At 53.7% G+C, this 20,313-nt stretch carries 18 protein-coding genes; 4 read left to right on the plus strand and 14 right to left on the minus strand.

The window, feature by feature from the left end; translation table 11 throughout:
• Positions 1-344 precede the first annotated feature (344 nt).
• The gene (locus WNY38_RS16280; RefSeq protein ID WP_342858417.1) at positions 345-1,736 is read left to right on the plus strand and encodes an MATE family efflux transporter; all 1,392 of its coding nucleotides are present in this window, start codon (positions 345-347) and stop codon (positions 1,734-1,736) included.
• Positions 1,733-2,161, plus strand: coding sequence for a glyoxalase superfamily protein (locus tag WNY38_RS16285; protein ID WP_342858418.1), 429 nt, complete (start codon positions 1,733-1,735; stop codon positions 2,159-2,161). Before WNY38_RS16280 ends, WNY38_RS16285 begins: the two co-directional genes overlap by 4 nt.
• A 65-nt stretch (positions 2,162-2,226) precedes the next feature.
• Here the strand turns inward: WNY38_RS16285 and WNY38_RS16290 are convergent, their stop codons facing one another.
• From WNY38_RS16290 to WNY38_RS16325, 8 genes are all read right to left on the minus strand, one after another.
• Positions 2,227-4,131 (minus strand): beta-galactosidase, encoded by a 1,905-nt coding sequence (locus WNY38_RS16290; RefSeq protein WP_342858419.1) that lies wholly within the window; start codon positions 4,129-4,131, stop codon positions 2,227-2,229.
• A gap of 80 nt (positions 4,132-4,211) precedes the next feature.
• Positions 4,212-4,814: a 2-dehydro-3-deoxy-6-phosphogalactonate aldolase gene (locus tag WNY38_RS16295; protein WP_342858420.1), complete on the minus strand. Its 603-nt coding sequence runs from the start codon at positions 4,812-4,814 to the stop codon at positions 4,212-4,214.
• On the minus strand, positions 4,811-5,701 hold the full coding sequence (locus WNY38_RS16300) for a 2-dehydro-3-deoxygalactonokinase (RefSeq protein WP_342858421.1): 891 nt from the start codon (positions 5,699-5,701) through the stop codon (positions 4,811-4,813). The genes WNY38_RS16295 and WNY38_RS16300 overlap by 4 nt, the downstream gene beginning before the upstream one ends.
• Positions 5,698-6,462 carry an SDR family oxidoreductase gene (locus WNY38_RS16305; RefSeq protein WP_342858422.1) on the minus strand — a complete coding sequence of 255 codons (765 nt, stop codon included), beginning with the start codon at positions 6,460-6,462 and terminating at the stop codon, positions 5,698-5,700. Before WNY38_RS16305 ends, WNY38_RS16300 begins: the two co-directional genes overlap by 4 nt.
• A 95-nt stretch (positions 6,463-6,557) precedes the next feature.
• Positions 6,558-8,645 carry an alpha-galactosidase gene (locus WNY38_RS16310; protein ID WP_342858423.1) on the minus strand — a complete coding sequence of 696 codons (2,088 nt, stop codon included), beginning with the start codon at positions 8,643-8,645 and terminating at the stop codon, positions 6,558-6,560.
• Positions 8,642-9,490 (minus strand): carbohydrate ABC transporter permease, encoded by an 849-nt coding sequence (locus tag WNY38_RS16315; RefSeq protein ID WP_342858424.1) that lies wholly within the window; start codon positions 9,488-9,490, stop codon positions 8,642-8,644. Before WNY38_RS16315 ends, WNY38_RS16310 begins: the two co-directional genes overlap by 4 nt.
• 4 nt (positions 9,491-9,494) lie before the next feature.
• Complete coding sequence (locus WNY38_RS16320; RefSeq protein ID WP_342858425.1) at positions 9,495-10,400, minus strand: sugar ABC transporter permease; 906 nt, start codon at positions 10,398-10,400, stop codon at positions 9,495-9,497.
• Positions 10,401-10,508: 108 nt separating this feature from the next.
• Positions 10,509-11,744, minus strand: a complete 1,236-nt coding sequence (locus WNY38_RS16325) for an ABC transporter substrate-binding protein (protein WP_342858426.1) — start codon at positions 11,742-11,744, stop codon at positions 10,509-10,511.
• A 128-nt stretch (positions 11,745-11,872) separates the two neighbouring features.
• On the opposite strand from WNY38_RS16325, the gene WNY38_RS16330 reads away from it, so the two are divergent.
• On the plus strand, positions 11,873-12,664 hold the full coding sequence (locus tag WNY38_RS16330) for an IclR family transcriptional regulator (RefSeq protein WP_342858427.1): 792 nt from the start codon (positions 11,873-11,875) through the stop codon (positions 12,662-12,664).
• 1 nt (position 12,665) lies between these two features.
• Positions 12,666-13,727, plus strand: coding sequence for a sn-glycerol-3-phosphate ABC transporter ATP-binding protein UgpC (gene ugpC / locus WNY38_RS16335; RefSeq protein ID WP_342858428.1), 1,062 nt, complete (start codon positions 12,666-12,668; stop codon positions 13,725-13,727).
• Between the two features lie 369 nt (positions 13,728-14,096).
• Here ugpC and WNY38_RS16340 read toward each other — a convergent pair whose 3' ends face one another.
• Genes WNY38_RS16340 through WNY38_RS16365 form a run of 6 tightly spaced genes read right to left on the minus strand, consistent with a single transcriptional unit; the run spans position 14,097 to position 20,182 of the window.
• Positions 14,097-14,297 carry a hypothetical protein gene (locus tag WNY38_RS16340; RefSeq protein ID WP_342858429.1) on the minus strand — a complete coding sequence of 67 codons (201 nt, stop codon included), beginning with the start codon at positions 14,295-14,297 and terminating at the stop codon, positions 14,097-14,099.
• A gap of 10 nt (positions 14,298-14,307) precedes the next feature.
• Complete coding sequence (locus WNY38_RS16345; protein WP_342858430.1) at positions 14,308-15,201, minus strand: metallophosphoesterase; 894 nt, start codon at positions 15,199-15,201, stop codon at positions 14,308-14,310.
• 4 nt (positions 15,202-15,205) lie between these two features.
• The gene (locus WNY38_RS16350) at positions 15,206-16,036 is read right to left on the minus strand and encodes an ABC transporter permease (protein WP_342858431.1); all 831 of its coding nucleotides are present in this window, start codon (positions 16,034-16,036) and stop codon (positions 15,206-15,208) included.
• Positions 16,033-16,989, minus strand: coding sequence for an ABC transporter permease (locus WNY38_RS16355; protein WP_342858432.1), 957 nt, complete (start codon positions 16,987-16,989; stop codon positions 16,033-16,035). The genes WNY38_RS16350 and WNY38_RS16355 overlap by 4 nt, the downstream gene beginning before the upstream one ends.
• Positions 16,986-18,644 (minus strand): ABC transporter ATP-binding protein, encoded by a 1,659-nt coding sequence (locus WNY38_RS16360; protein ID WP_342858433.1) that lies wholly within the window; start codon positions 18,642-18,644, stop codon positions 16,986-16,988. The genes WNY38_RS16355 and WNY38_RS16360 overlap by 4 nt, the downstream gene beginning before the upstream one ends.
• Positions 18,644-20,182 (minus strand): ABC transporter substrate-binding protein, encoded by a 1,539-nt coding sequence (locus tag WNY38_RS16365; RefSeq protein WP_342858434.1) that lies wholly within the window; start codon positions 20,180-20,182, stop codon positions 18,644-18,646. Before WNY38_RS16365 ends, WNY38_RS16360 begins: the two co-directional genes overlap by 1 nt.
• Between the last annotated feature and the right edge of the window lie 131 nt (positions 20,183-20,313).

The following is a 20,313-nucleotide window of genomic DNA, read 5'->3' on the forward strand; positions in this document are numbered from 1 at the left end:
TAGGGTGTTCCCTCTACTGTCTAAGTGTCTTCCCCCTATCTATGCGTCTCGCCTTCCTAAAGTGCGTCTCTCTACGGGTATGGCGCTCCCGTCTCTATGGCTCCCCTATAGCTCGCATCCCTGTGGTCTTGATGCAGATGAACACAAAGGCCCTCCCCTTGACGCAAACCTAGACCTCAGCTATTGCGTCCTCAGGCCGCCGACGCCTGCCGCCCGCTGACATGTCTGTCTTGGTGAAGTTCTGGCAATCGACAAACTATGTGATCCTCCTCGCATATCGCGCGGATGGTAACGCGGGTACCTGTCCTGAAGTTGCGCGATCTTTGCATGAGGGCCACTTGGCTATGTCTCAGATCTCTACCAACGCGTTCCTAACTGCTCCTTTAGGGGCGACCTACGCGAAAACCGCTCTTCCTATTATCTTTGTCATGTCGATGAACGGGCTTTTGTCTGTCGCTGATGCGATGTTTCTCAGTCACTATGTCGGGCCAAACGCGCTGGCTGCCGTCACATTGATGTTTCCGCTGTATATGCTGATCGCTGCCTGTTCGACGTTGGTGTCCAGCGGCATGTCCAGCCTTATGGCGCGCCATATCGGCGGTAATGAGCTGGATAAGGCCCGTGCCGTCTTTACAGGCGCGCATGGTTTGGCCTTTCTCGCCAGTGCCTGTCTTATCGTGCTGTTTGTGGTCTTTGGGGCGACCTTAGCCCGTTTGGCCTCTGGCGGTATAGACGCACTCGCACAGATGGGTCTGACCTATCTTGGGATCACTGTTATGGTCTCTCCCCTGTTGTTTGTCCTATCCGTGCAATCTGACACTCTGCGCAATGAGGGCCGTGTGGGTTTTATGGCCGCGATGAGCCTTTTGGTGTCTTTGGCCAATATCGCTTTCAACTATGTGTTGATCGCTGTGTTGGACATGGGCGTCGCGGGATCGGCTTACGGGACGGCTTTGGCACAAGCACTGGCTTTGGGGATAATCATCTTATTCCGACTGCGTGGCAAAACCGAGTTGCGTCTCTCTGCGCTGTTCCAGCATCGCCTGACCTTTGCTTGGTCTGACATCTTGGCCTTGGGCGCGCCGCAAAGTCTTGGGTTTATCGGCTTTGCTTTGGGGTCGGCCTCTATCATGGCAGCACTTCAATGGGTCGAGACCCCGCTCTATGAGAGCACTGTCTCAGCTTACGGCATTATCACCCGCGTGATGACCTTTGCCTATCTGATCATGCTGGGCCTGTCTTTGGCGATGCAAACCATAACAGGCAACAATTATGGCGCGCGTCTATGGCAGCGGTCCAACGCCAGTCTGATGTTTGCTATGACGGTGGCTTTCGTGTTTTGTGCCACGCTACAGGTCGTCTTGCATGTCTATGCGGTGCAAATCGGCCAAGCCTTTATCAGCGATCCTGTCATCATAGCCGAAGTGGCGCGTATTTTGCCGGTGATGACCACGGCCTTTGTGCTCACAGGGCCTTTGATGATGATCTCTGCGCATTTCCAAGCCATCGGCGATGCAAAACGGGCCGCTCTGTTGGGCCTATCGAAACCCTATCTCTTTGCCATCCCCCTGACGTTTATCCTGTCTGCGCGCATCGGCGAAATAGGCATCTGGATCACAAGTCCCATGACCGAAGTCTTGGTGCTTGTACTCACCCTATCCGTCTTGGCCAGCACAGCACGGCGCAAAAGCCTGCGCTGGGGCCTGTTTTACACTGCATCGGAGGATCTCCAATGACCACGACCTTACCAACACTGACTGAGGCCAAAACCCAAGCCAGGCAATTGCGACATGATCTGGCCGATCAGGGCCACGCAATCAGCCATGCAAGCGCGCTTGAGCAGATCGCGCATACATATGGTTATCGTGGTTGGAACGGCTTTTTTGCCGCCATTTCAAACCGTCCGCCACAGGGGTGGGCCATTGGCGAACGCGTTTCAGGCCAATATCTGTCGCAGCCCTTTACGGCGACAGTCATCGCGGTTGAAATGACCCGCCCCGGTTGGTTTCGCTTGTCCTTAGACCTAGATCAACCCGTGGATGTCGTCACCTTTGACAGCTTTTCAAACCTGCGCAAACGTGTGAACGGCACTGTGGGGCCTTTGGGCATATCCACCGAGAAAACATCCGATGGCACGCCGCATTTACAAATTGATCTTTAAAGCGCACTTGGGGCATTGAGCACTCTACACGGCTCAATGCCTCCAATATTTACATGCGAAGTCCCTTAGCTATCAGAGGTCGCAACCCAAAGGTAGGACCCAGAGGCCAATTCCATATCCCTATGCACAACGGGCGCATTTGAATAATTGAAATACAGCGCCTGATCTTTGGTGCTGCGCTTGCGCAACCCTTCTGGCAGGTTTTCTGTGGCAACACCCGCCGCTCCGCAAAGCGTCTCAAAAATGCGCAAGTAAGCGTCTTGATCCAACCAAGCGGCCAAATAGGACACATGCCCCTCTTGGCACAGGATGTTCAAGCCGTCTCGAGTGGTCTCGACCACATGACCCGCCTCGATCTCTTCATACCAGCGAATGACATGCCCACCATTGCGCAAGGCCAAACGCACGTTCGGGCGCAGGCTCGCAAACCGTACCGTTTTGGCCCCCGCCACATCAGGCCCAAGGCTTGGCGGAATTTGCATATCTGGCGTTTTCAAACCCGATCTAGGACCTACAATAACCTGACCACCAAAGCGTTCAATCGCGCCACGAAGCCCGTCATTCCACGCCATAAGCCCCGGAATAACGACCAATTTGCGCGATCCAAAGTCGGTGGTGGTGGCAGGCAGAATATCAACGTTCAAGCCAAGCTTGCGCAACGCGCGGTATTGCTCGAACACCAGACGGAAGTAATCAAACCCCTGCCCTTGGGGCTGGATGTCCCACGCCCATTGGCTCTCATAATCAAACACAATCGCCACATCCGCGTCGGGATGCTCGATCTCGCCCAAGACCTGCAACTCTTCATACACCGCGCGCGCCTCGATCTGGCCTTGCGCGTTGACACTATCAGGGCGCAGCAGCCCTGCATGCAGTTGTTCTTGTGCAAACGGCGCTTGGCGCCAGCGAAAATAACTGACCACTTCGGCCCCATGGGCCACAGCTTCCATCGACCATAGCTTGACCATCCCGTCTTGCGGAATCGGATTATACGGTGCCCAGTTCACAGGGCCCGGTTGCTGTTCCATAATCCACCAACGCCCTTTGCCGACAGCGCGGTAAAGATCGTGGTGAAAGCCCTGAAAATCAGGATCGCCTTGGTTGGCGTACTGCGCTTTCCATGCCTCGTCTTCTTCGAGCAAGACTTGTTCCAAAAACCCCATAGGGTAGCTGTCCCAGCTGGCAATCTCCAGATCATCGCCCACTGCGAAGTGATCAAAGTCCAACACCCGCCCCATGTAATTGTGGATCAACGGCGCATCTGTATGGGGCCGCATTGCAGCCACCTGTGCGCGGTTGAACGCGACGACTTGATCCGAGGTGAACCTGCGAAAATCTAACCAATGCGACGGGTTGGCTTCCGTCACAGTCAGGTTCGGCAAATCAACAGCGTCAAAGCTGTCGTATTCCATGGACCAAAAGATATTGCCCCAAGCCGTGTTCAAAGCCTGCGGCGATTGGTACTTTTGCGCCAGCCAATCGCGAAACCCGTGCAATGCGTTTGGCGAAAATGACATCGTGGTCTCGTGACAGCCATATTCATTGTCGATCTGCCACGCCGTCACATGCGGATTACGCCCGTAACGTTCAGCCATTGCTTTTGCCATACGGGCCGCTTCAGCGCGGTAGCCCAGATGCGAGAAACAGTAATGACGCCGCGAGCCAAATTTGCGCGGCTGGCCTTGGGCGTCCACAGCCAACATATCGGGGTATTTGTCCAACACCCAACGCGGCGGCGTGGCGGTCGGCGTGCCCATCACGACCTCAAGCCCTGCCGCGCCCAAGACCTCAACAGCTTGATCCAACCAGTCCCACGTAAGAACGCCTTCGACCTGTTCCAAGCGCGACCAAGCAAATTCGCCGATGCGCACCCATTTCAGGCCCGTCTCGATCATGCGCTCCGCGTCGCGTGCCCAAGTGTCTTGCGGCCAATGTTCTGGGTAATAGCACACCCCAAGTTCTGGCTTCATCTGTTATCCTAACTTCACTTTATATCTTGATGACCCCACGCCAAACGCTGTGTCTGGTCGAAACTCATGCCAATTCGGCTCTATAAAACGGCATCATAAGCGCGCACCATATCCGCCGCTTTTTGCGCCACATCCGCCGCGGTATCGCCAACACGGTACAGCGCTGATCCGATACCAAAGCCTGTGGCCCCAGCGTCCACCCAAGCGCCAAAGGTCTCGGCCTTGGCACCACCTACAGCAAAGCAATCCACGTCTTTTGGCAACACCGCGCGCATGGCCCGCAGCCCCACAGGGCCGACAAGCTCACCGGGGAAAAACTTCAACGCATCCGCACCGACTTCCAGTGCTGCAAAACATTCCGTGGGCGTCATCACCCCTGGAAAACTGAGCATGCCTGCCGCTTTGGTGGCTTTGATCACGTCCACATTACAATTGGGCGATACAATCATCTGCGCGCCTATGCCTGCAAGCCGCGCCACATCTGCAGTCGTCAAAACAGTGCCTGCGCCAAATGTTCCTTGACCCTGAAATTCTCTCACCAAGGTCTCAATGCTGGTGAACGGATCAGGTGAATTGAGCGGCACTTCGATCTTATCGATCCCCTGCGCAATCAGCGTTTGCGCAATGGCGTGCACCTCGGACGGCTGAACGCCGCGTAGAATTGCAATGATATTTCGGCTCATTTGAACACACTTTCATAGACAGTCTTCAATCCGGAAAGGGTCATTTCTTCGACCTTTTCCACTTTTACAGTCGCATTCAGCTGCTGCAGCGCCGCCCCGTAGAGACGCGCCAATTCACCGGCACCTATGATGACAGTCTCTTTGCCCTGCCAAAAGGCTTTTGTTGCCCCAAGTTCCGTGCCAATCACCATGCCAGACAGACGCGATTTTCCGGTGTCATCCCCGCGTAGCAATTGCGACGCGCGCAGGCCGAACAACCCCGTCAGCAAAGCCTCAGGCGATTGCGCACTCTGCGCGACGGCTTGCAAGAAACTGGCTTCATCCCAAGCGCCCATGCTGTGACGCAAGATCGATTTATCCGCTAAGAGATTAAACAACTCACCGGTGAGAACCGTTTGAAAAGACGTGACTTTACCCGCATCAATAGCCACCCATTTGCTATGGGTTCCGGGCAAGCACAGCACGCCAGAATAGCTTGGATTTTGCGCCAAATAGCCCGCGATTTGTGTTTCTTCGCCCCGCATCACATCGGCTGGTTCAAGCTGTTGCAGCCCTGCGATCACGCGTACATCGATCCGCGGATCATGGGTTTGTACTGTCACCGTCTGTGACGCGGGGCTCACAGGCACAGTTCCGTAGGGGGCTTCGATCCAGCCTTGGCGCGACCCAAGCATACCGCAAGCCACAACAGGCATCGCAGTATCCCCAAGCCAAGGCGCAATATGGCTCAGCAACACAGGCTCATACTGATCTTTGGTCAGTTCCAACATGCCTTGATCGGTGGTGATACGCTCAAGCACCGCACCATCTGCGCCATCTGCGCCCATGGCCCAAATGCGCAGGTTGCTAGAACCCCAATCCACCGCGATCCAAGTGACGGTGCTCATCCTGTCACCACCACGCCGCCATCGATGACCATGACTTGTCCTGTCATCATCTTGCTGGCACTCGAGGCCAAGAACAACGTCCCGCCAATCATGTCTTCTGGTGCCAAATGGGTTTTCAGACATTGACGCTCCAAGTGGTCTTGCAAACCCTCTGGACTGGCCCATTGATCCAATTGCTTTTGCGTCAAAACCCAACCGGGGGCGATGGCATTGACGCGAATGTTTTGCGGGCCCAACTCGCGCGCCAAAGCACGCGTCAAACCGGTGATGCCAGCATTGGCGGTCACATAAGCCGCGTAGCCTTCGTTGCCCATCATGTAACTGATCGACGAGTAATTGATGATCGCCCCGCCGCCATTTTTTGACATAAAAGGCGCCACAAATTGCGCAGTGAAAAAATATGGGCGCAGATTGACTGCATGGTTGAAATCCCATTGGTCTGGGGTCAAGTCTTCGACCGAATGGCGCACATCATTGCCGGCATTGTTCACCAGCACATCGATATCGCCATGACACTTTTGCGCCTCTGTCATGCTGGTTTTGATCGCATCCACGTCGGTCAAATCGCAGGCGAAAAAGCTGGGCGCGACGCCATGCGCCTTTTGCATTTTCTCGACAAAGTCGCTGGCATCTGAGCGCTGCACAAAGCTCACCTTTGCCCCTTGCGCCAAGAAGCCCTCAGTCAAGGCAGCACCGATACCTGAGCCACCACCGGTGATGAACACATGTTTGTCTTTCAGGTCATGAAACTGGTAATCCATAGTGGTATCCCTTTGAGAGTTAAAGACGTCTGCGGATCACCATCCGCGCATCTTATGTGTTTAAGACATCAAGTCCGTGCTGTGCGGTCGTAGTATCACGGTTGACGCAGCCCTTTGATCACCCATGTCTGATTGGGAAAGCTCCACGGCAGATTAAGACCTTGATGCATTAAATATTGCCCACTCAGCGTCACGTTATGCAGCTTTAAAACCGCAGGCCCACGCGACAGGCGGTTCTGCGCGTCGCGGTTCTCTAGCGTGATCTGATACAGCGCATCTGCGTCCAACCCCGTCAAACGCAAAGGACGCGGCAGGGTTTGCAGCGAGCTGTCGATTTTATTGGCAAACACAGCGAATATTTGTGCATCTTGCGCCAAGTGCAGTTCCGCCAAAACAGACGGATCAAGGCTGTCCAAGCGCAGAATATCAGCCTGCATCAGCCAAGCGCGCTCGGCTTTCCACCATGCAGTAATTTCAGTCAGTGTTTTTGCTTCCTCATTCGTCAGTTCGCGTGGGTCCATTTCAAACCCCATATGCCGTTGCGCGGCAATCCAGCCGCGAAATTCCATGCTGTGCACGCGACCAGAGGTATGGCAATGGCGTGGTCCAACGTGGCTGCCGGTCACGCTGGCCGGTAAAAACATCGACGCGCTGTGTTGAATACGAGCCCGTTCCAGCGCGTCATTGCTGTCGGACAGCCAAACCCGTTGGGTGCGCTGCAAAATGCCGAAATCAATCCGCCCTCCACCAGAGGCACAGCTCTCAATTTCCACCTTTGGAAACGCGGCACGCAGCTGATCAAGCAACAGATAGGTCCCGCGTGTTTGCGCCGCATCGGGCTGCGGCAAGACGCGGTTGTGGTCCCATTTGATGTAATCCACATCAAATGTGCGCAAGATCGCTGCGATGTGGCCAAACAAGAAATCACGCACTTCAGGCAGCGCCATGTTGAGCACCATCTGATTGCGCCCCAGAATTTGATCTGTATCGCCCAAAACCCATTCGGGGTGCGCATCATAAACCGTTGACACAGGGTTGATCATTTCGGGTTCGAACCAGATGCCAAAGCTCATGCCTTGGGCATGAATGTGATCAATCAGCGGGTTTAAACCATCGGGATATTTACGCGCATCAACAGTCCATTCGGACAAGGCACGCGTGTCGTCATCACGGGTACCAAACCAGCCATCGTCCAACACAAACCGCTCAGCGCCCAAAGCGGCCGCACGGGTGGCGATGTCTTGCAACTCTGGCACATTGTGATCGAAATAGACAGATTCCCAGCAATTGTAATGCACAGGGCGCGGACGATTGGGATCGGGGAATGTGACGATATGCTTGCGGGCGTGGCGCTGAAACGCGACCGCACATCCGTTGATGCCCAGTTCGGAATAGGTCAGATAAAGTTGGGCGGTCTCAAATGTTGTACCCGCAGTTTTCTCAATGCCAGAGGCGGCACCAAATTGCACTTGGCGGCGGCCATCGGACAGCTCTTCGGCCACCATCCTGTGACCGCCGGACCAGCCGTAGTGAAACGCATGCGCGCCACCGCGCGTGTAGGTGCCATCCAGTTCAGGCACCACAAGCGCAGGGAAATGTTCATGCCCCGTGCGCCCTGTCAGATTTTCGCGCAGGCGTATGCCCGCAGACCACAGCGTTTTGACCTCTTGAAACTCACCGCACCAGCGACCAGCGTAGTCGATCATATGGCTGGCAGCTTGCGAAGCGGGCATCACAGGAGCGGCCAACCAGTGCAGACGCACTGGGGCTTGAGATGTCAAAGACGCCTGCGCCACGATCATATTGGTGTCGGCACTGGCCGTGAACGTCGCAACATACGTCAGACCATGGACCTCATCCGCATAGGTCAAATGCAAGCAAGCGCCCTCTTGATCGCTCGCGGTCTGGCGAAACTTTGGATGAATCTGCGCGCCTGTCGTGTCAAACACCACAAGACCCGCCTGCCCCGGAAAGCTTTGGGACGCTTCAGGACAAATGGACAGCTCAGGGTTTTCATCCAGCATCCCAGCGGCCACATCAAGCGCGCTGGCATTCGCCAGCACGCCCAGATCGGTGCCCTGCGCCAGCACGGGCCCCCAATAGACAACCCGCGCAAGCTTTGCGTCAGTTGCGGCCAACACAAGCGTCTGCTCGGGCGTATCAATGCGCCAAGTTTGGATCATTTGACGGCTCCAAGAGTGAGGCCTGAAATAAAGTGACGCTGCATCAAGAAGAACAAGGCCACGGGCGGCACCGCGGCCAAAAGTGACGCGGCAGAGACCAAGTGCCACTGCGACACGAACTGTCCATTGAGCGCACGCACCCCAGCGGTGATCGGCTTTGACGCTTCACCTTGGGTTAGCACAGTCGCCCAAAAGAAATCGTTCCAAACGAATGTGAACACCAAGACACTCAAGGCTGCCACAGCCGGACGCACCAGCGGCAAGACGATGTGCCAAAAGATTTTGAACTCGCCAATGCCTTCGATGCGCGCGCTCTCAATCAAATCGAATGGCAGCGCTTTGATGAAATTGCGCATGAACAGCGTGCAAAACCCCGTTTGAAACGCCGCGTGAAACAACACCAAGCCCAAGACGGTATCGTAAAGCCCAGCACTGACAGACAGATTGCGCACGGGCACCATCAAGATTTGAAATGGCACGAAATTGCCCGCCACAAAGATGAAAAACAACGTCAACGAGCCGCGAAAGCGGTAGATCGACAAGGCATAGCCCGCAAGACAGGCCAAGCTTACCGAGATGATAACCGTTGGCACCGTGATCTTGATCGAGTTCCAAAAGTACAGCAACGCTTTGGAGCGCTGGAACACGGCCATGTAGTTTTCAAGCATCTGAAACTGGCTTGGCCAGCCAAAGACATTGCCTGAGTTGATGTCCGACACAGGGCGGATCGAGGTCATGAAGACCGCGATCAATGGCAAAAGCCAGACGAACAACACCAGTGGCACCATGATTTTATACAGGCGCTGACGGGCGATGGATTTGCTTTCAATGGGGGCTGGAAACATGATGTTACCTCTTTTCGTCTTGGTACATCACCCACAAGAAGTAGCTGATAAATATGAGCATAATGAAGAACAAGATCACCGCGATGGCAGAACCGTAGCCCATGCGGAACCCGTATTCCGACAGCGCTTGTTCGAACATGAAATAGGACAGCACATTGGATGTGCCGTAGGGGCCGCCTTGGGTCATGATAGCGATCATATCAAACGAGCGCAGCGCGCCGATCACGGTCACAACAATGGCCAAAAAGGTCGCGGGCCAAAGCTGCGGCAAGATCACGTGACGCAGCATCCGAAACCCGCGCGCCCCATCCAGACGTCCCGCTTCGATCTGATCGGACGACACATTGTTGAGACCGGTGAGGTACAAGATCATGCAGTAGGCGATCTGCGGCCAGAGCCCCGCGAAAATAATGCCGTAGGTGACAAAGCGTTCATCCCCAAGAATGGAGGGCGCAGAGGCACCGAAGAAATCCCAAACTTTGCCGACGATGCCAAAGCTTGGATTGTAAAACCACGTGAAAATCAAACCGACAACAACTTGCGAGAACACAAACGGAAAGAAGAACATCGACTTGTAAAACCGCATACCTGCGATGTTTTGATTGAGAAACAGCGCCACCATAAGCCCCGCAGGTACGGCCAAAAGATACAGCACCAGCCAGATAATGTTGTTTTTCAATGAGGTATAGAAACGGTCATCATCAAACAGCTCAACATAGTTGGCCATGCCCACCCATTCTTTTTCACCAAGCCCGTCCCATGCATAAAATGAGAACCACATCGATTGGAAAATCGGCGCGATCACATAGACGACAAAAAACACGATGGCCGGTGCCAAAAGGACCCAAGGTGCCACACGTTGGCGGTTGGCTTTGAGCCAGCTTCGGCGCGGCAGAGCGGTATCGGGCATGGTACAGTCCTTTTGGGCAAGCACATGTGAGGGGTGAATTTCAGGACAAATGTATCAAGAAACAGAATACGCCGACCGCCACGCAAGGCGGCGATCGGCGCGGGAGGATTACTTGTAAACGCGCTCTTGGATTTTATCCAAGCGCTTAAGAATCGCATCCAGACGCTCAGGTTTCAGCATGAATTCTTGGAAGCCTTCCATGCCACCCTTGGCCATCTCAGCAGGCGCATCACGGTCATAGAATTGCGCCAAACCAGAGGCTGTGGACACAGTTTCAAAGCCTTGAACGATAAATTTGTCATCCATGTTGATTGTGGCTTTGGAGTTTGGCGGAAGCTGCCCAATCTCTTTGTTCCACTCACCCTGAACGTCAGGCTGCGCGATGAAAGCAAGAAACTTGCGCGCATCTTCTTTGTTTTTCGCACCTGATGGGATGAACAAAGCATCTGCTGGCGCTTCTTCGGCACGTGGCAAACCTGGTGTGATTTCTGGGAACTGGAAGAAACCGATTTGGTCGTCTGTCAGCCCCGCGTCTTTCATCGCCGCCACCGCAAAGTTGCCCATTACATACATGCCCGCTTCGCCCTGAGAGAAAGGTGCAAGTGCGTCCTGCCACGACATAGTCGCGTGATTGTCGACAAAGCTACAGCGCTCAAGCATGGTGTTCCAATTGGCAAATGTTGCGCGAATGCGGTCATCTGTGTACTTGATCTCGCCAGCCGTCAGCGCGTTGTGCACGTCATAGCCGTTTGTGCGCAAATTCAGGTAATCAAACACGCCAGCCGCCGTCCAAAGGTATTTGGTGCCGATGGTGAATGGCGTCACGCCAGCCGCTTTGAGCGTATCACACGCACCAAGCATTTCGTCCCAAGTGGCAGGCTTCTCGATACCATTGTCGGCAAAGATGTCTGCGCGAAAATAAACACCCCATTGGTAGTACGAGTAAGGCACGCCCCACTGTTTGCCGTCGCGCGACATCGTTGGCTTGATCGCCTCAAAGCTTGTGGACAGGTTTGGATCAGACGCCCACAAATCAGAAATGTCTTCGAACAGGCCCGCGTCTACGAATGGTGCCATGCGGTTGCCCGGGTACCATGCTGTGATGTCTGGCGCGTCTGCAGACAAGAAGTTGCGGATCGCTGTTTTATGCGCTTCGCGGTCATTGATGTTCGCGGTCACATTCACATCTGGATTTGCAGCTTCAAACGCTGCAACAGCCGCTTCAAACGCAGCCTTTGGTGCGGGGCCTGGGTCGTCAAAGTTGATCACAAGATCCCCTGCGCCCGCCGCACCGGCAACCAATGCACTTGTGCAAAGGCTCATCATTGTCGCTTTAAATTTCATCGTGTTTTCCTCCCAAAAAAACTTTCATCTGGCAAACAATTTAATTTCATTATTTGAAACTTTGTTTTAAGTATTGATATCTAGACATGGACGCGCTAGTGAGTCAATGCGCAAATTGGGAAGACATCATGACCACAGAGGCTGAATTCAAAGACGGAACCGTTGGCAAAGCGCTGGCCCTGCTCGACATTGTCGAAAGCTTTAAGGCGCCGGTGAAATTCAATGACATCTTGAAACAAAGCCCCTTCCCCAAGCCCTCAACTTACCGCTTATTACAAACACTCGTGAGCCAAGAGATGCTAAGCCACAACGAAGACAGCGGCCATTACGCCATCGGGTCACGCCTGATCCGCTTGGCGCATTCTGCTTGGAAAAATGCCTCGCTGGCACCCATTGCGGCGCCCTATTTGGACGCGCTGTCCAATGCCACAGGCGAAACAATTCACTTGGCCAAGCTGGACAACGCGCAGACGCTATACTTGGACAAACGCAATGCACTTAAACCCATCGAGATGTTCTCGAACGCTGGCAAAATCGGCCCTGCCTATTGCACCGGCGTGGGCAAAGCCATGCTGGCGCATCTGGGTCCAACGGCACGCGACAAGCACGTCGCGCAACAAAGTTTTTATGGCTACACGCCGAAAACTTTCACCAATGCAGCGGATTTCAACGCCGAACTGGATGCGATCAAACGCAGCGGCGTGTCTTTCGACGACGAGGAACATGAGCCGCGCATCATCTGTATCGCGGTGCCGGTTTTGGGGCCACAAGGCGCGCTTTACGGTGCGATGTCTATCACCAGTTCGACCGAACGTGCGACGCTGCAAGACTTAGAACAGTACAAAACGGATTTACAAAATACGGCACAACAAATCGGCGCAAGCGCTGCCGCTTGGATGCTGCCAAAGCTGGGAGGCTAAGATGTCAGGGGTTAAACTTGAGAAGGCGATCAAGCGCTATGGCGCGATGCAGGTCATTCACGGTGTGGATCTTGAGATCGAACCAGGCGAATTCTGTGTCTTCGTTGGCCCGTCGGGCTGTGGCAAATCCACGTTGCTGCGCATGATCGCAGGGCTAGAGGAAACCCACTGCGGCGACGTGATCATCGGTGGGCGCAACGTCACCCATGTGGATGCAGCAGATCGCGGCATTGCCATGGTGTTTCAAACCTATGCGCTTTACCCGCATATGACTGTGCGTGAAAACATGGGTTTTGGCCTAAAAATGAACGGCGTCGACAAAGCCACGATCAAATCCAAGGTCGATGGTGTGTCTGCCATTTTAAAGCTCGAAGACTACATGGACCGCAAACCCGCAGCCCTGTCAGGCGGGCAACGTCAACGCGTCGCCATTGGCCGCGCTTTAGTACGTGACCCTGATGTGTTCTTGTTTGACGAGCCGCTCTCAAACCTAGATGCTGAGCTGCGCGTCGACATGCGCGTCGAAATCGCGCGCTTGCACCACGAAATCGGCGCGACCATGATCTACGTCACCCATGACCAAGTGGAAGCCATGACTCTGGCCGATAAAATCGTCGTCCTGCGTGCGGGCCACGTCGAACAGGTCGGATCCCCCATGGAGCTTTACACAAACCCAAGCAACAAATTCGTCGCGGGCTTCATCGGGTCTCCGTCGATGAATTTTGTCAAAGGCGTGATAAAGGACGGCCAGATCACCGCCGACGCCCTACCCGGTCTCAGCTTTGCCGTGCCCACCCCTGCCGCCACTTTTGATGAGATTACCATTGGCTTGCGCCCTGAGAATTTGGAACTGGACCGCGCGGGCACAGGCTTGCGCGTGGAAGTCGTCGAAATGCTCGGTGGCGTCACCTATGTGCATGCTTTCACTGCACAGGGGGAAAGGCTTGTTTTTGAGGAACGCTCGCTTGATCTGCCAAAGTTTGGCGATCAAATCGGCGTCAAACTTGCGCAAAGCGACCTGTACTTTTTCGATGCGCAAACCGAACGGCGCATCATGTCTTAGTTCGATGCATCTAGGCTTTATCGTAAACAGCCTAACAAAACTTATGCGGGGGATCGAGACGTCATCCCCCGTTTGCATGTGATGCAAAACGACAGTCTTACATCGTCCTGCCCCCCACCGATTCCAATTGCCATTTTTAACTTTAAATGGAATCCCGCCGCGATGTGACGCCAAAACTCGCCGCATCGATAACTTTAAGTACAACATCGCGACGGGTCGTTAGCGTATTCGAGCTGTTGGCAAAGGTCAGATTTGGGATCAACTCCTCGAAAAGCTCTAGCGTTGCCGCGCCACTGCGGGTGATCTAAGGTTCACGCCTGCACCCGTGCCCTGATCCCCGCAGATACAAACCGTCAATTCGCTACGTCCTCAACTCGCACCAGCAACCAAGTTTTCGTATGCAAAACCTGTTTCGGATGTGTCTGGTAGAAGAATGTCATCTGCGCTTATGCCTTCTAAATTTTCACCATCGACATAGGCCATGTCGTCTTCACCAATACCGACAATGATATGATCGCTATAGCGACCAATACCAACACTGGGGTTTCCACCGGCCGGCGCATCGACCACATATGCTTCGTTAATTTTGTGCTGGAAATGGATAGTTTTTATCGACATCCTCGAAAAGCTGGTTTGCTTTGTGAGGGAAAAGGTCTGGGTCCATGACTGTTGCAGTGTTTAAATAGTCATGGAAATGAACAGCACAATTGACCGTGTCAGATAAAATCACCGCAAATTGTGCCGGTGAAGAATAGCACGCTTGCTGTTCTGTACGTCCGCGAAAATAGGGTTCAACACTGTGCTGGTTTCCCTTGATCGTGGCGCAAGGATAGCCTCCCCAGCTTCCAGCCGTTGTGATATGGCAGTGACCGGCCAGAATTTGGATAATATCCGCGCCACTTTCTTTCAGAACTTTCAACAGACGATCGGGCTCGTTCAAACGGTAGGTGTCCACTGGCATTTGAAAGGCGCAGGGGTTGTGGTGAAGTAAGATAATAACCTTAAGCTCTAGGTCTTTTGCCTCAGCCAAACGGTCTGCGATCCACGCCAGTCTTTTGTTACACAAAAGGCTGTAGCGAATGTGCATATCGGGCTCGGATGTGTCGAGCATCAAAATCCGATGACCTTTAATGTCCTCATAGCCCTGCACAAAACCATTTTCATCGAGCATCGGCGTTTTGCTACATGCCACATATACATTACGGTCATCATGATTGCCCAACATCACCCGTTGTGGCACAGAAAATACTTGGCGAATATGGTCGAACTGCTCATAGGCCGCGACCTCTGCGCTATCGGCGATATCGCCTGCAAAGACACAAAGGTCAGCATCGGCGTACAGACGATCTGCATCATCAATCGCTTGCGTAAACCGTGCGGCAGTGTCTAGTTCTTTCCTGATTTCGCCCTTTGGGAACAGGTGGATATCGCTCATCACGACAAGTTTCAGAACGCGGTCTTCATAGCTGGTCATATTTTTAGTCCTTATCAACAAGGTCACGGGCCCAATCGCCCAAAAGTGAAATAGAAATTGTGGCGATCAGAATAACAAAGCCAGGCATCAAAGCCACCCAAGGCGCGTTGTAAAGCTGGTCACGCCCCTGCCCGATCAACACACCAAGCGAGGTATCTGGCGGCTGAATGCCGATCCCCAGAAAGCTCAGCGTCGATTCAACCAAGATGGTTCTGGGAAAGTTGATCGACATGTTCACCAACAGCACCGCAGCGGCATTTGGCAAAATAGAACGGGTGATGATGCGCAGAGGGCTCGCCCCAAAAACGATCTGGGCCTGCACATAAGGCTGGCTTTTGGCGGACAATGCGATGGCACGGGCCAAACGGGCGTATTGTTCCCATCCATAGATGACCATAATCAGCACGAAGACACCAAAATTGACCTCAGGAAAGGCCGCGATCAACGCGAGCGCCAAAATGAGATTTGGGATTGTGGATTGAAAATCGATCAGAACGCCGATCAAGTTATCGACCCAACCGCCAACCCAAGCCCCGACAAATCCCAAGGTAACCCCGAGAACAGCCCCTCCGATGGTGCCAAGTGCTGCGATTGTCATCGACACTTGAATGCCGCGCAGCAGCAAACTTAAGATATCGCGCCCAAGGCTGTCGGTGCCAAGCGGGTTGCCCCAAGCCCCGCCAAGGAAAATGGGCGATTGAAATCGATTGCGCAGATCGACTTGCGTGATGTCATGCGGCGCCAAAAAATTGGCGAAAATCGCGCAAATAAGCAGCGTCGCGACGACGGCTAAAGACAGCAAAATCAGCCATGGCAGATGTCGAAGTGTTTTCATGTCTTATCCAATACGGCGTTGTGTCTGCGCCCTTTAAGGCGGGCGTCCGCAATGCGCGGGTCGACATAACCATAGGCAATATCCGCCAAAAGATTGGCCACGATCACGGTTGTTCCGGTCAAAAGCAAAATGGCTTGAACCACGGCATAATCGCGATTGGCGATCCCTGTGATCAACAAACGTCCAACGCCGGGCCAGCTGAACACGCTTTCAACCACGATGGCGAAGGTGAGGATATTGCCGAACTCAAGCGCTGAAATGGTGATGAGCGGCAAAAGCACGTTGGGCAAGCCGTGCATGCACAAGATCACGCGGCGCGAAAGACCGCTGGCTTGCGCTGTCTCGATCATCGGGTGTGACAAAACCTCGACCATCGCCGATCGGGTAAACCGCGCGTAGATCGCCGCCGTCGCGATGGCAAGCGTTGCGGACGGCATGATGTAGGACTGCCAACCAACGATTCCAGAGGGCGGCAACCATGCCAACCAAACCGAAAACACAAACATCAGCAATAACCCCAAAAGAAAGGATGGGATAGCCAGCGCCACGACGGCCAGCACGATCGTAAATCGATCAGCCCATTTGCCGCGGTTCATCGCCGCGAAGACCCCAAGCGGCACACCAATAAGAATAGAAAACACCATTGTCGGCAGCATTAAGGACAGTGTTGCAGGCAAACGCGAGACCACAAGACCCCAAGCAGGTTCGCCCGTGCGAAATGAAACGCCGAAATCCAAATGAACGATGCCGTTTAGATAAATCAGGAACTGTTTCCAAAGCGGATAATTGAGCCCCCATTTGGCGCGAAAGGCTTCCAAGGTCGCCATATCGATGTCTTCACCAAATTTTGCCACGGCCGGATCGCCGCTGATCGCCAAGGTGAAAAAGGTAAAGGCTATGAGCAGTAACAGCGTGAGTATCGCCCGCCCTATACGTGCAAATACCCAAGTCATGCGTGCACCATCGGCGTTAACAAGGGCGTTTGCATAGATCCGGGCAAGACTGGCACGGCATCAAGCAGGGCCTGCGTGTAGGGATGTGAAGGTCTCGCAAACAGCGGCTCCGTATGGTTTAGCTCAAGCAATTGCCCTTGCCGCATCACGGCCACACGGTCGCAGATTTGATGGATCACGGACAAATCATGACTGATAAACAGGATCGCAACACCAAATTTTTCCCGCAAATCCATAAGCAAATTCAAAACACGTGCCTGAATGGTCGCATCCAAGGCGGAAACAGATTCATCACAAATCAGCACTTTGGGCTGCAATGTAAGCGCACGGGCAATCGTGGCGCGTTGACGTTGGCCTCCCGATAAGCTGCCAGGTTTGCGAAGAAAGAGCGTCTCATCAAGCCGCGTCTCGGTAAGTAATGCACGGGCACGCGCGTCGCGTTCGACAACGGTGCCAACGCGGTGAATGTCGAGCGGTTGACGCACTTGATTTAAAATGCGCGCCGAGGGGTCAAGCGCACCGCGCGGGTCTTGAAAGATGTATTGCACATCGCGGCGCCACGCCATTTTTGCGTCGGCCCAATTCAGGGCTTCGCCGTCCAGCAAGACTTTGCCTTTTGACGGGGTCGCAAGACCAACAGCGGTTTTTGCCAATGTGCTTTTGCCCGAACCGGACTCGCCCACAAGACCAAGAATTTCACCCCGCCTTAAGTAAAGAGACACGCCATCAACAGCATTGAAAGCATCACCGTTTCCGCGCCGGTACTGGACCGACACATCCGTAAATTTCAATACGGGTTCGTTTGAAGAAATACGTGCTGGCGCGGCCAACGGCGGGGGCGTGTCGTTCTCACAAAGACCCAAACGACGCCCGCGCGACGCAGGCCTCGGCAGTGCTGCCAGCATCTGTTTGGTATAGAGATGTTGCGGCGCGGTCAGAACCGTTTGGACAAGACCTTGCTCCACAACCCGTCCTTGTTGCATGACAAGCACACGATCGCATAGCTGGTAGACGACACCCAGATCATGCGTGACAAGGATCATCGCCATACCGCGCTCGGATGCCAGCCGTTTCAATTGTTTCAGAATGCTCGCCTGAACTGTGACATCCAACGCGGTTGTGGGCTCATCGGCAATCAACACTTTGGGATTATGCGCAAGAGCACAGGCAATGGCGATGCGTTGGCATTGGCCGCCCGAAAGCTGATGAGCATAACTGTCCATCAGCTTTTCAGGCTCTGATAAACCTGCTTGCTGTAAAATAGGAATAGGGTCTGATTTTGTGCGCAACGCCAAATGCCTGCGCACTGTCATTAAAGGATCAAGCGCACTCATCGGGTCTTGGAAAATCATCGAAATGTTTGGTCCGCGCAAGCGTGCCGTGGCGCGTGTATTCGACAAGTCTAGGGTCTGTTCTTCAAAACACATTGATCCTGAAACTGTTGCCGTCACAGGCAACATTCCCATCAACGCACGGCAAATCACGCTTTTGCCAGCACCGCTTTCGCCGACGATGCCGAGTATTTCACCAGGATGAAGATCAAAGGAAATCCCATCACAAGCCGGCAACTCAGCGACTTGGGCAAAGCGAACACCGCCCCCTTGCATTGAAAGCAAGGGGGCGGTCACTTGGCTGGAAAGACACGTCTGGGTCATTATTTGAACTTCACGCTGTCAGTGGTGAGGTCCATGTATTCCGATGCGATGGGATCATAAGACAACCGGTCAGCCCTGATGCCTTTGAAACCAGCAAGCGCATGCAGGATTGCACCATTTGGATCAGCTTCAAAGGTGTCCAACATCTCGGCAAAGACGGCGCGGCGCTCGGAGGTGTCGGTCGATGTTGCAAGAACTTCGCCGAGGGCCAACATCTCTGGCGTGATGATGAAGTGACTGCCTGCACGACCGCCATTGGGACCAAAGCGACGCCAGAACTGCCCCATAGGATCAGGGTAATAGGCCGTGAACGATCCATCAAAGATATGGCGTGTTTCCGTATCTTCGTTGATTTGGTCCCAGTTTTCTTTGACCTCAAGCTTTACGTTCAGGCCTGCTTCTTGCCACATAGATTGCAGAACTTGAGCTGTTTCCAACTGTTTGGTGTAATAGCCGTTGAGGACGCGATAGACGATTTCTTGGTTCTTATACCCAGCTTCTTTGAGCAGGGCTTTGGCTTTTTCGACGTTGTATTCTGGCTGAGGGCGATCCGCGAGATACATGTCGCCAAAGGTTGGCATTTGCCACCCGTTGGTCACAACTGTCTTACCCGCATAAAACGTATCCGCCAAAAGTTGACGATCGATGGACAGGTTCAGCGCGTGACGGATACGTGGGTCTTTCAGTGTCTCATTTGTGGAATCGTAAAACAAGCCGCGAATATTTTCGCTTGAAGCACCCGCAACTGCGGTTAGCGGGTTTCCTTCGATCTGGGCAAAATCGTCTGCGCCGATCTCGGTGATGATGTCAAACTGGCCGGAAAACAGACCCGCGATCCGTGTAGACAGTTCGCCGACTGCGGAAAATGTCACGGTGTCAGCTGCCGCTTTGGGTTCGCCCCAATAGCCATCGAAAGCTTCAAAAACGACCTTATTGCCGACTTCATACGTGGCAAGTTTATAAGGCCCAGTTCCGATTGCCTGCGCTGCGAAATCTGCATAGCTTTCGGCGGCATTAAAGGCATCAGCGGAGATAATATGCGATGGGAAGGATGCAAAACGGTTTAGCGCAATCGCGTCGTTAGCCTTCATGTGGATACGCACCGTCATGTCATCGATGATTTCGACACTGTCGATACCACTAAAAAACTGGCGAGATTCAACAGGCACATTCTCGTCCAATCCGCGACGCACAGGCGCAAAGCTGGCAACAACATCAGCTGCATCCAAAGTGTCGCCATTGTGGAATGTTACGCCTTCGCGCAGTTTGAATTCCAATGTTTTACCGTCAATTACGGTCCATTCACTGGCCAAACCTGGCTTCAACTTACCGCCATCGCGATAATCCGTTTTCACCAGCGTTTCGTAAAGGGAATAGACCATCCGCAGATTTACGTTTGAATTCTCTGTGACAGGATCAAGGCTGTCGGGAACATCCTGAACGGCGATGATCAGGTCATTCGCTTGGGCATCGCCAGGACCGGTTGCAATAAAGAATGCGGCCAATGCGGCAAACGCGATGGAGTGATGTGTCGACATGGGGTGTTCCTTTGAACTACATTTAGCCTCTGAAGATCTGGTATAGACCAGAGAACTTGATTGTGACCTATCTCAGGTTTGTATAGCTTTCATGACACTGGCTTTTGACATTTTGCAGTTCTGATTGAGCT

The organism is Pacificibacter sp. AS14 (assembly GCF_038899935.1).
Taxonomy (GTDB): Bacteria; Pseudomonadota; Alphaproteobacteria; order Rhodobacterales; family Rhodobacteraceae; genus Celeribacter.

What these genes read in the sequence shown, in the direction of transcription:
- WNY38_RS16280 (WP_342858417.1), top strand. Translation starts at nt 345, where the DNA reads ATGTCTCAGATCTCTACCAACGCGTTCCTAACTGCTCCTTTAGGGGCG.
- WNY38_RS16285 (WP_342858418.1), top strand. Translation starts at nt 1,733, where the DNA reads ATGACCACGACCTTACCAACACTGACTGAGGCCAAAACCCAAGCCAGG.
- WNY38_RS16290 (WP_342858419.1), bottom strand. Translation starts at nt 4,131, where the DNA reads ATGAAGCCAGAACTTGGGGTGTGCTATTACCCAGAACATTGGCCGCAA.
- WNY38_RS16295 (WP_342858420.1), bottom strand. Translation starts at nt 4,814, where the DNA reads ATGAGCCGAAATATCATTGCAATTCTACGCGGCGTTCAGCCGTCCGAG.
- WNY38_RS16300 (WP_342858421.1), bottom strand. Translation starts at nt 5,701, where the DNA reads ATGAGCACCGTCACTTGGATCGCGGTGGATTGGGGTTCTAGCAACCTG.
- WNY38_RS16305 (WP_342858422.1), bottom strand. Translation starts at nt 6,462, where the DNA reads ATGGATTACCAGTTTCATGACCTGAAAGACAAACATGTGTTCATCACC.
- WNY38_RS16310 (WP_342858423.1), bottom strand. Translation starts at nt 8,645, where the DNA reads ATGATCCAAACTTGGCGCATTGATACGCCCGAGCAGACGCTTGTGTTG.
- WNY38_RS16315 (WP_342858424.1), bottom strand. Translation starts at nt 9,490, where the DNA reads ATGTTTCCAGCCCCCATTGAAAGCAAATCCATCGCCCGTCAGCGCCTG.
- WNY38_RS16320 (WP_342858425.1), bottom strand. Translation starts at nt 10,400, where the DNA reads ATGCCCGATACCGCTCTGCCGCGCCGAAGCTGGCTCAAAGCCAACCGC.
- WNY38_RS16325 (WP_342858426.1), bottom strand. Translation starts at nt 11,744, where the DNA reads ATGAAATTTAAAGCGACAATGATGAGCCTTTGCACAAGTGCATTGGTT.
- WNY38_RS16330 (WP_342858427.1), top strand. Translation starts at nt 11,873, where the DNA reads ATGACCACAGAGGCTGAATTCAAAGACGGAACCGTTGGCAAAGCGCTG.
- ugpC (WP_342858428.1), top strand. Translation starts at nt 12,666, where the DNA reads ATGTCAGGGGTTAAACTTGAGAAGGCGATCAAGCGCTATGGCGCGATG.
- WNY38_RS16345 (WP_342858430.1), bottom strand. Translation starts at nt 15,201, where the DNA reads ATGACCAGCTATGAAGACCGCGTTCTGAAACTTGTCGTGATGAGCGAT.
- WNY38_RS16350 (WP_342858431.1), bottom strand. Translation starts at nt 16,036, where the DNA reads ATGAAAACACTTCGACATCTGCCATGGCTGATTTTGCTGTCTTTAGCC.
- WNY38_RS16355 (WP_342858432.1), bottom strand. Translation starts at nt 16,989, where the DNA reads ATGACTTGGGTATTTGCACGTATAGGGCGGGCGATACTCACGCTGTTA.
- WNY38_RS16360 (WP_342858433.1), bottom strand. Translation starts at nt 18,644, where the DNA reads ATGACCCAGACGTGTCTTTCCAGCCAAGTGACCGCCCCCTTGCTTTCA.
- WNY38_RS16365 (WP_342858434.1), bottom strand. Translation starts at nt 20,182, where the DNA reads ATGTCGACACATCACTCCATCGCGTTTGCCGCATTGGCCGCATTCTTT.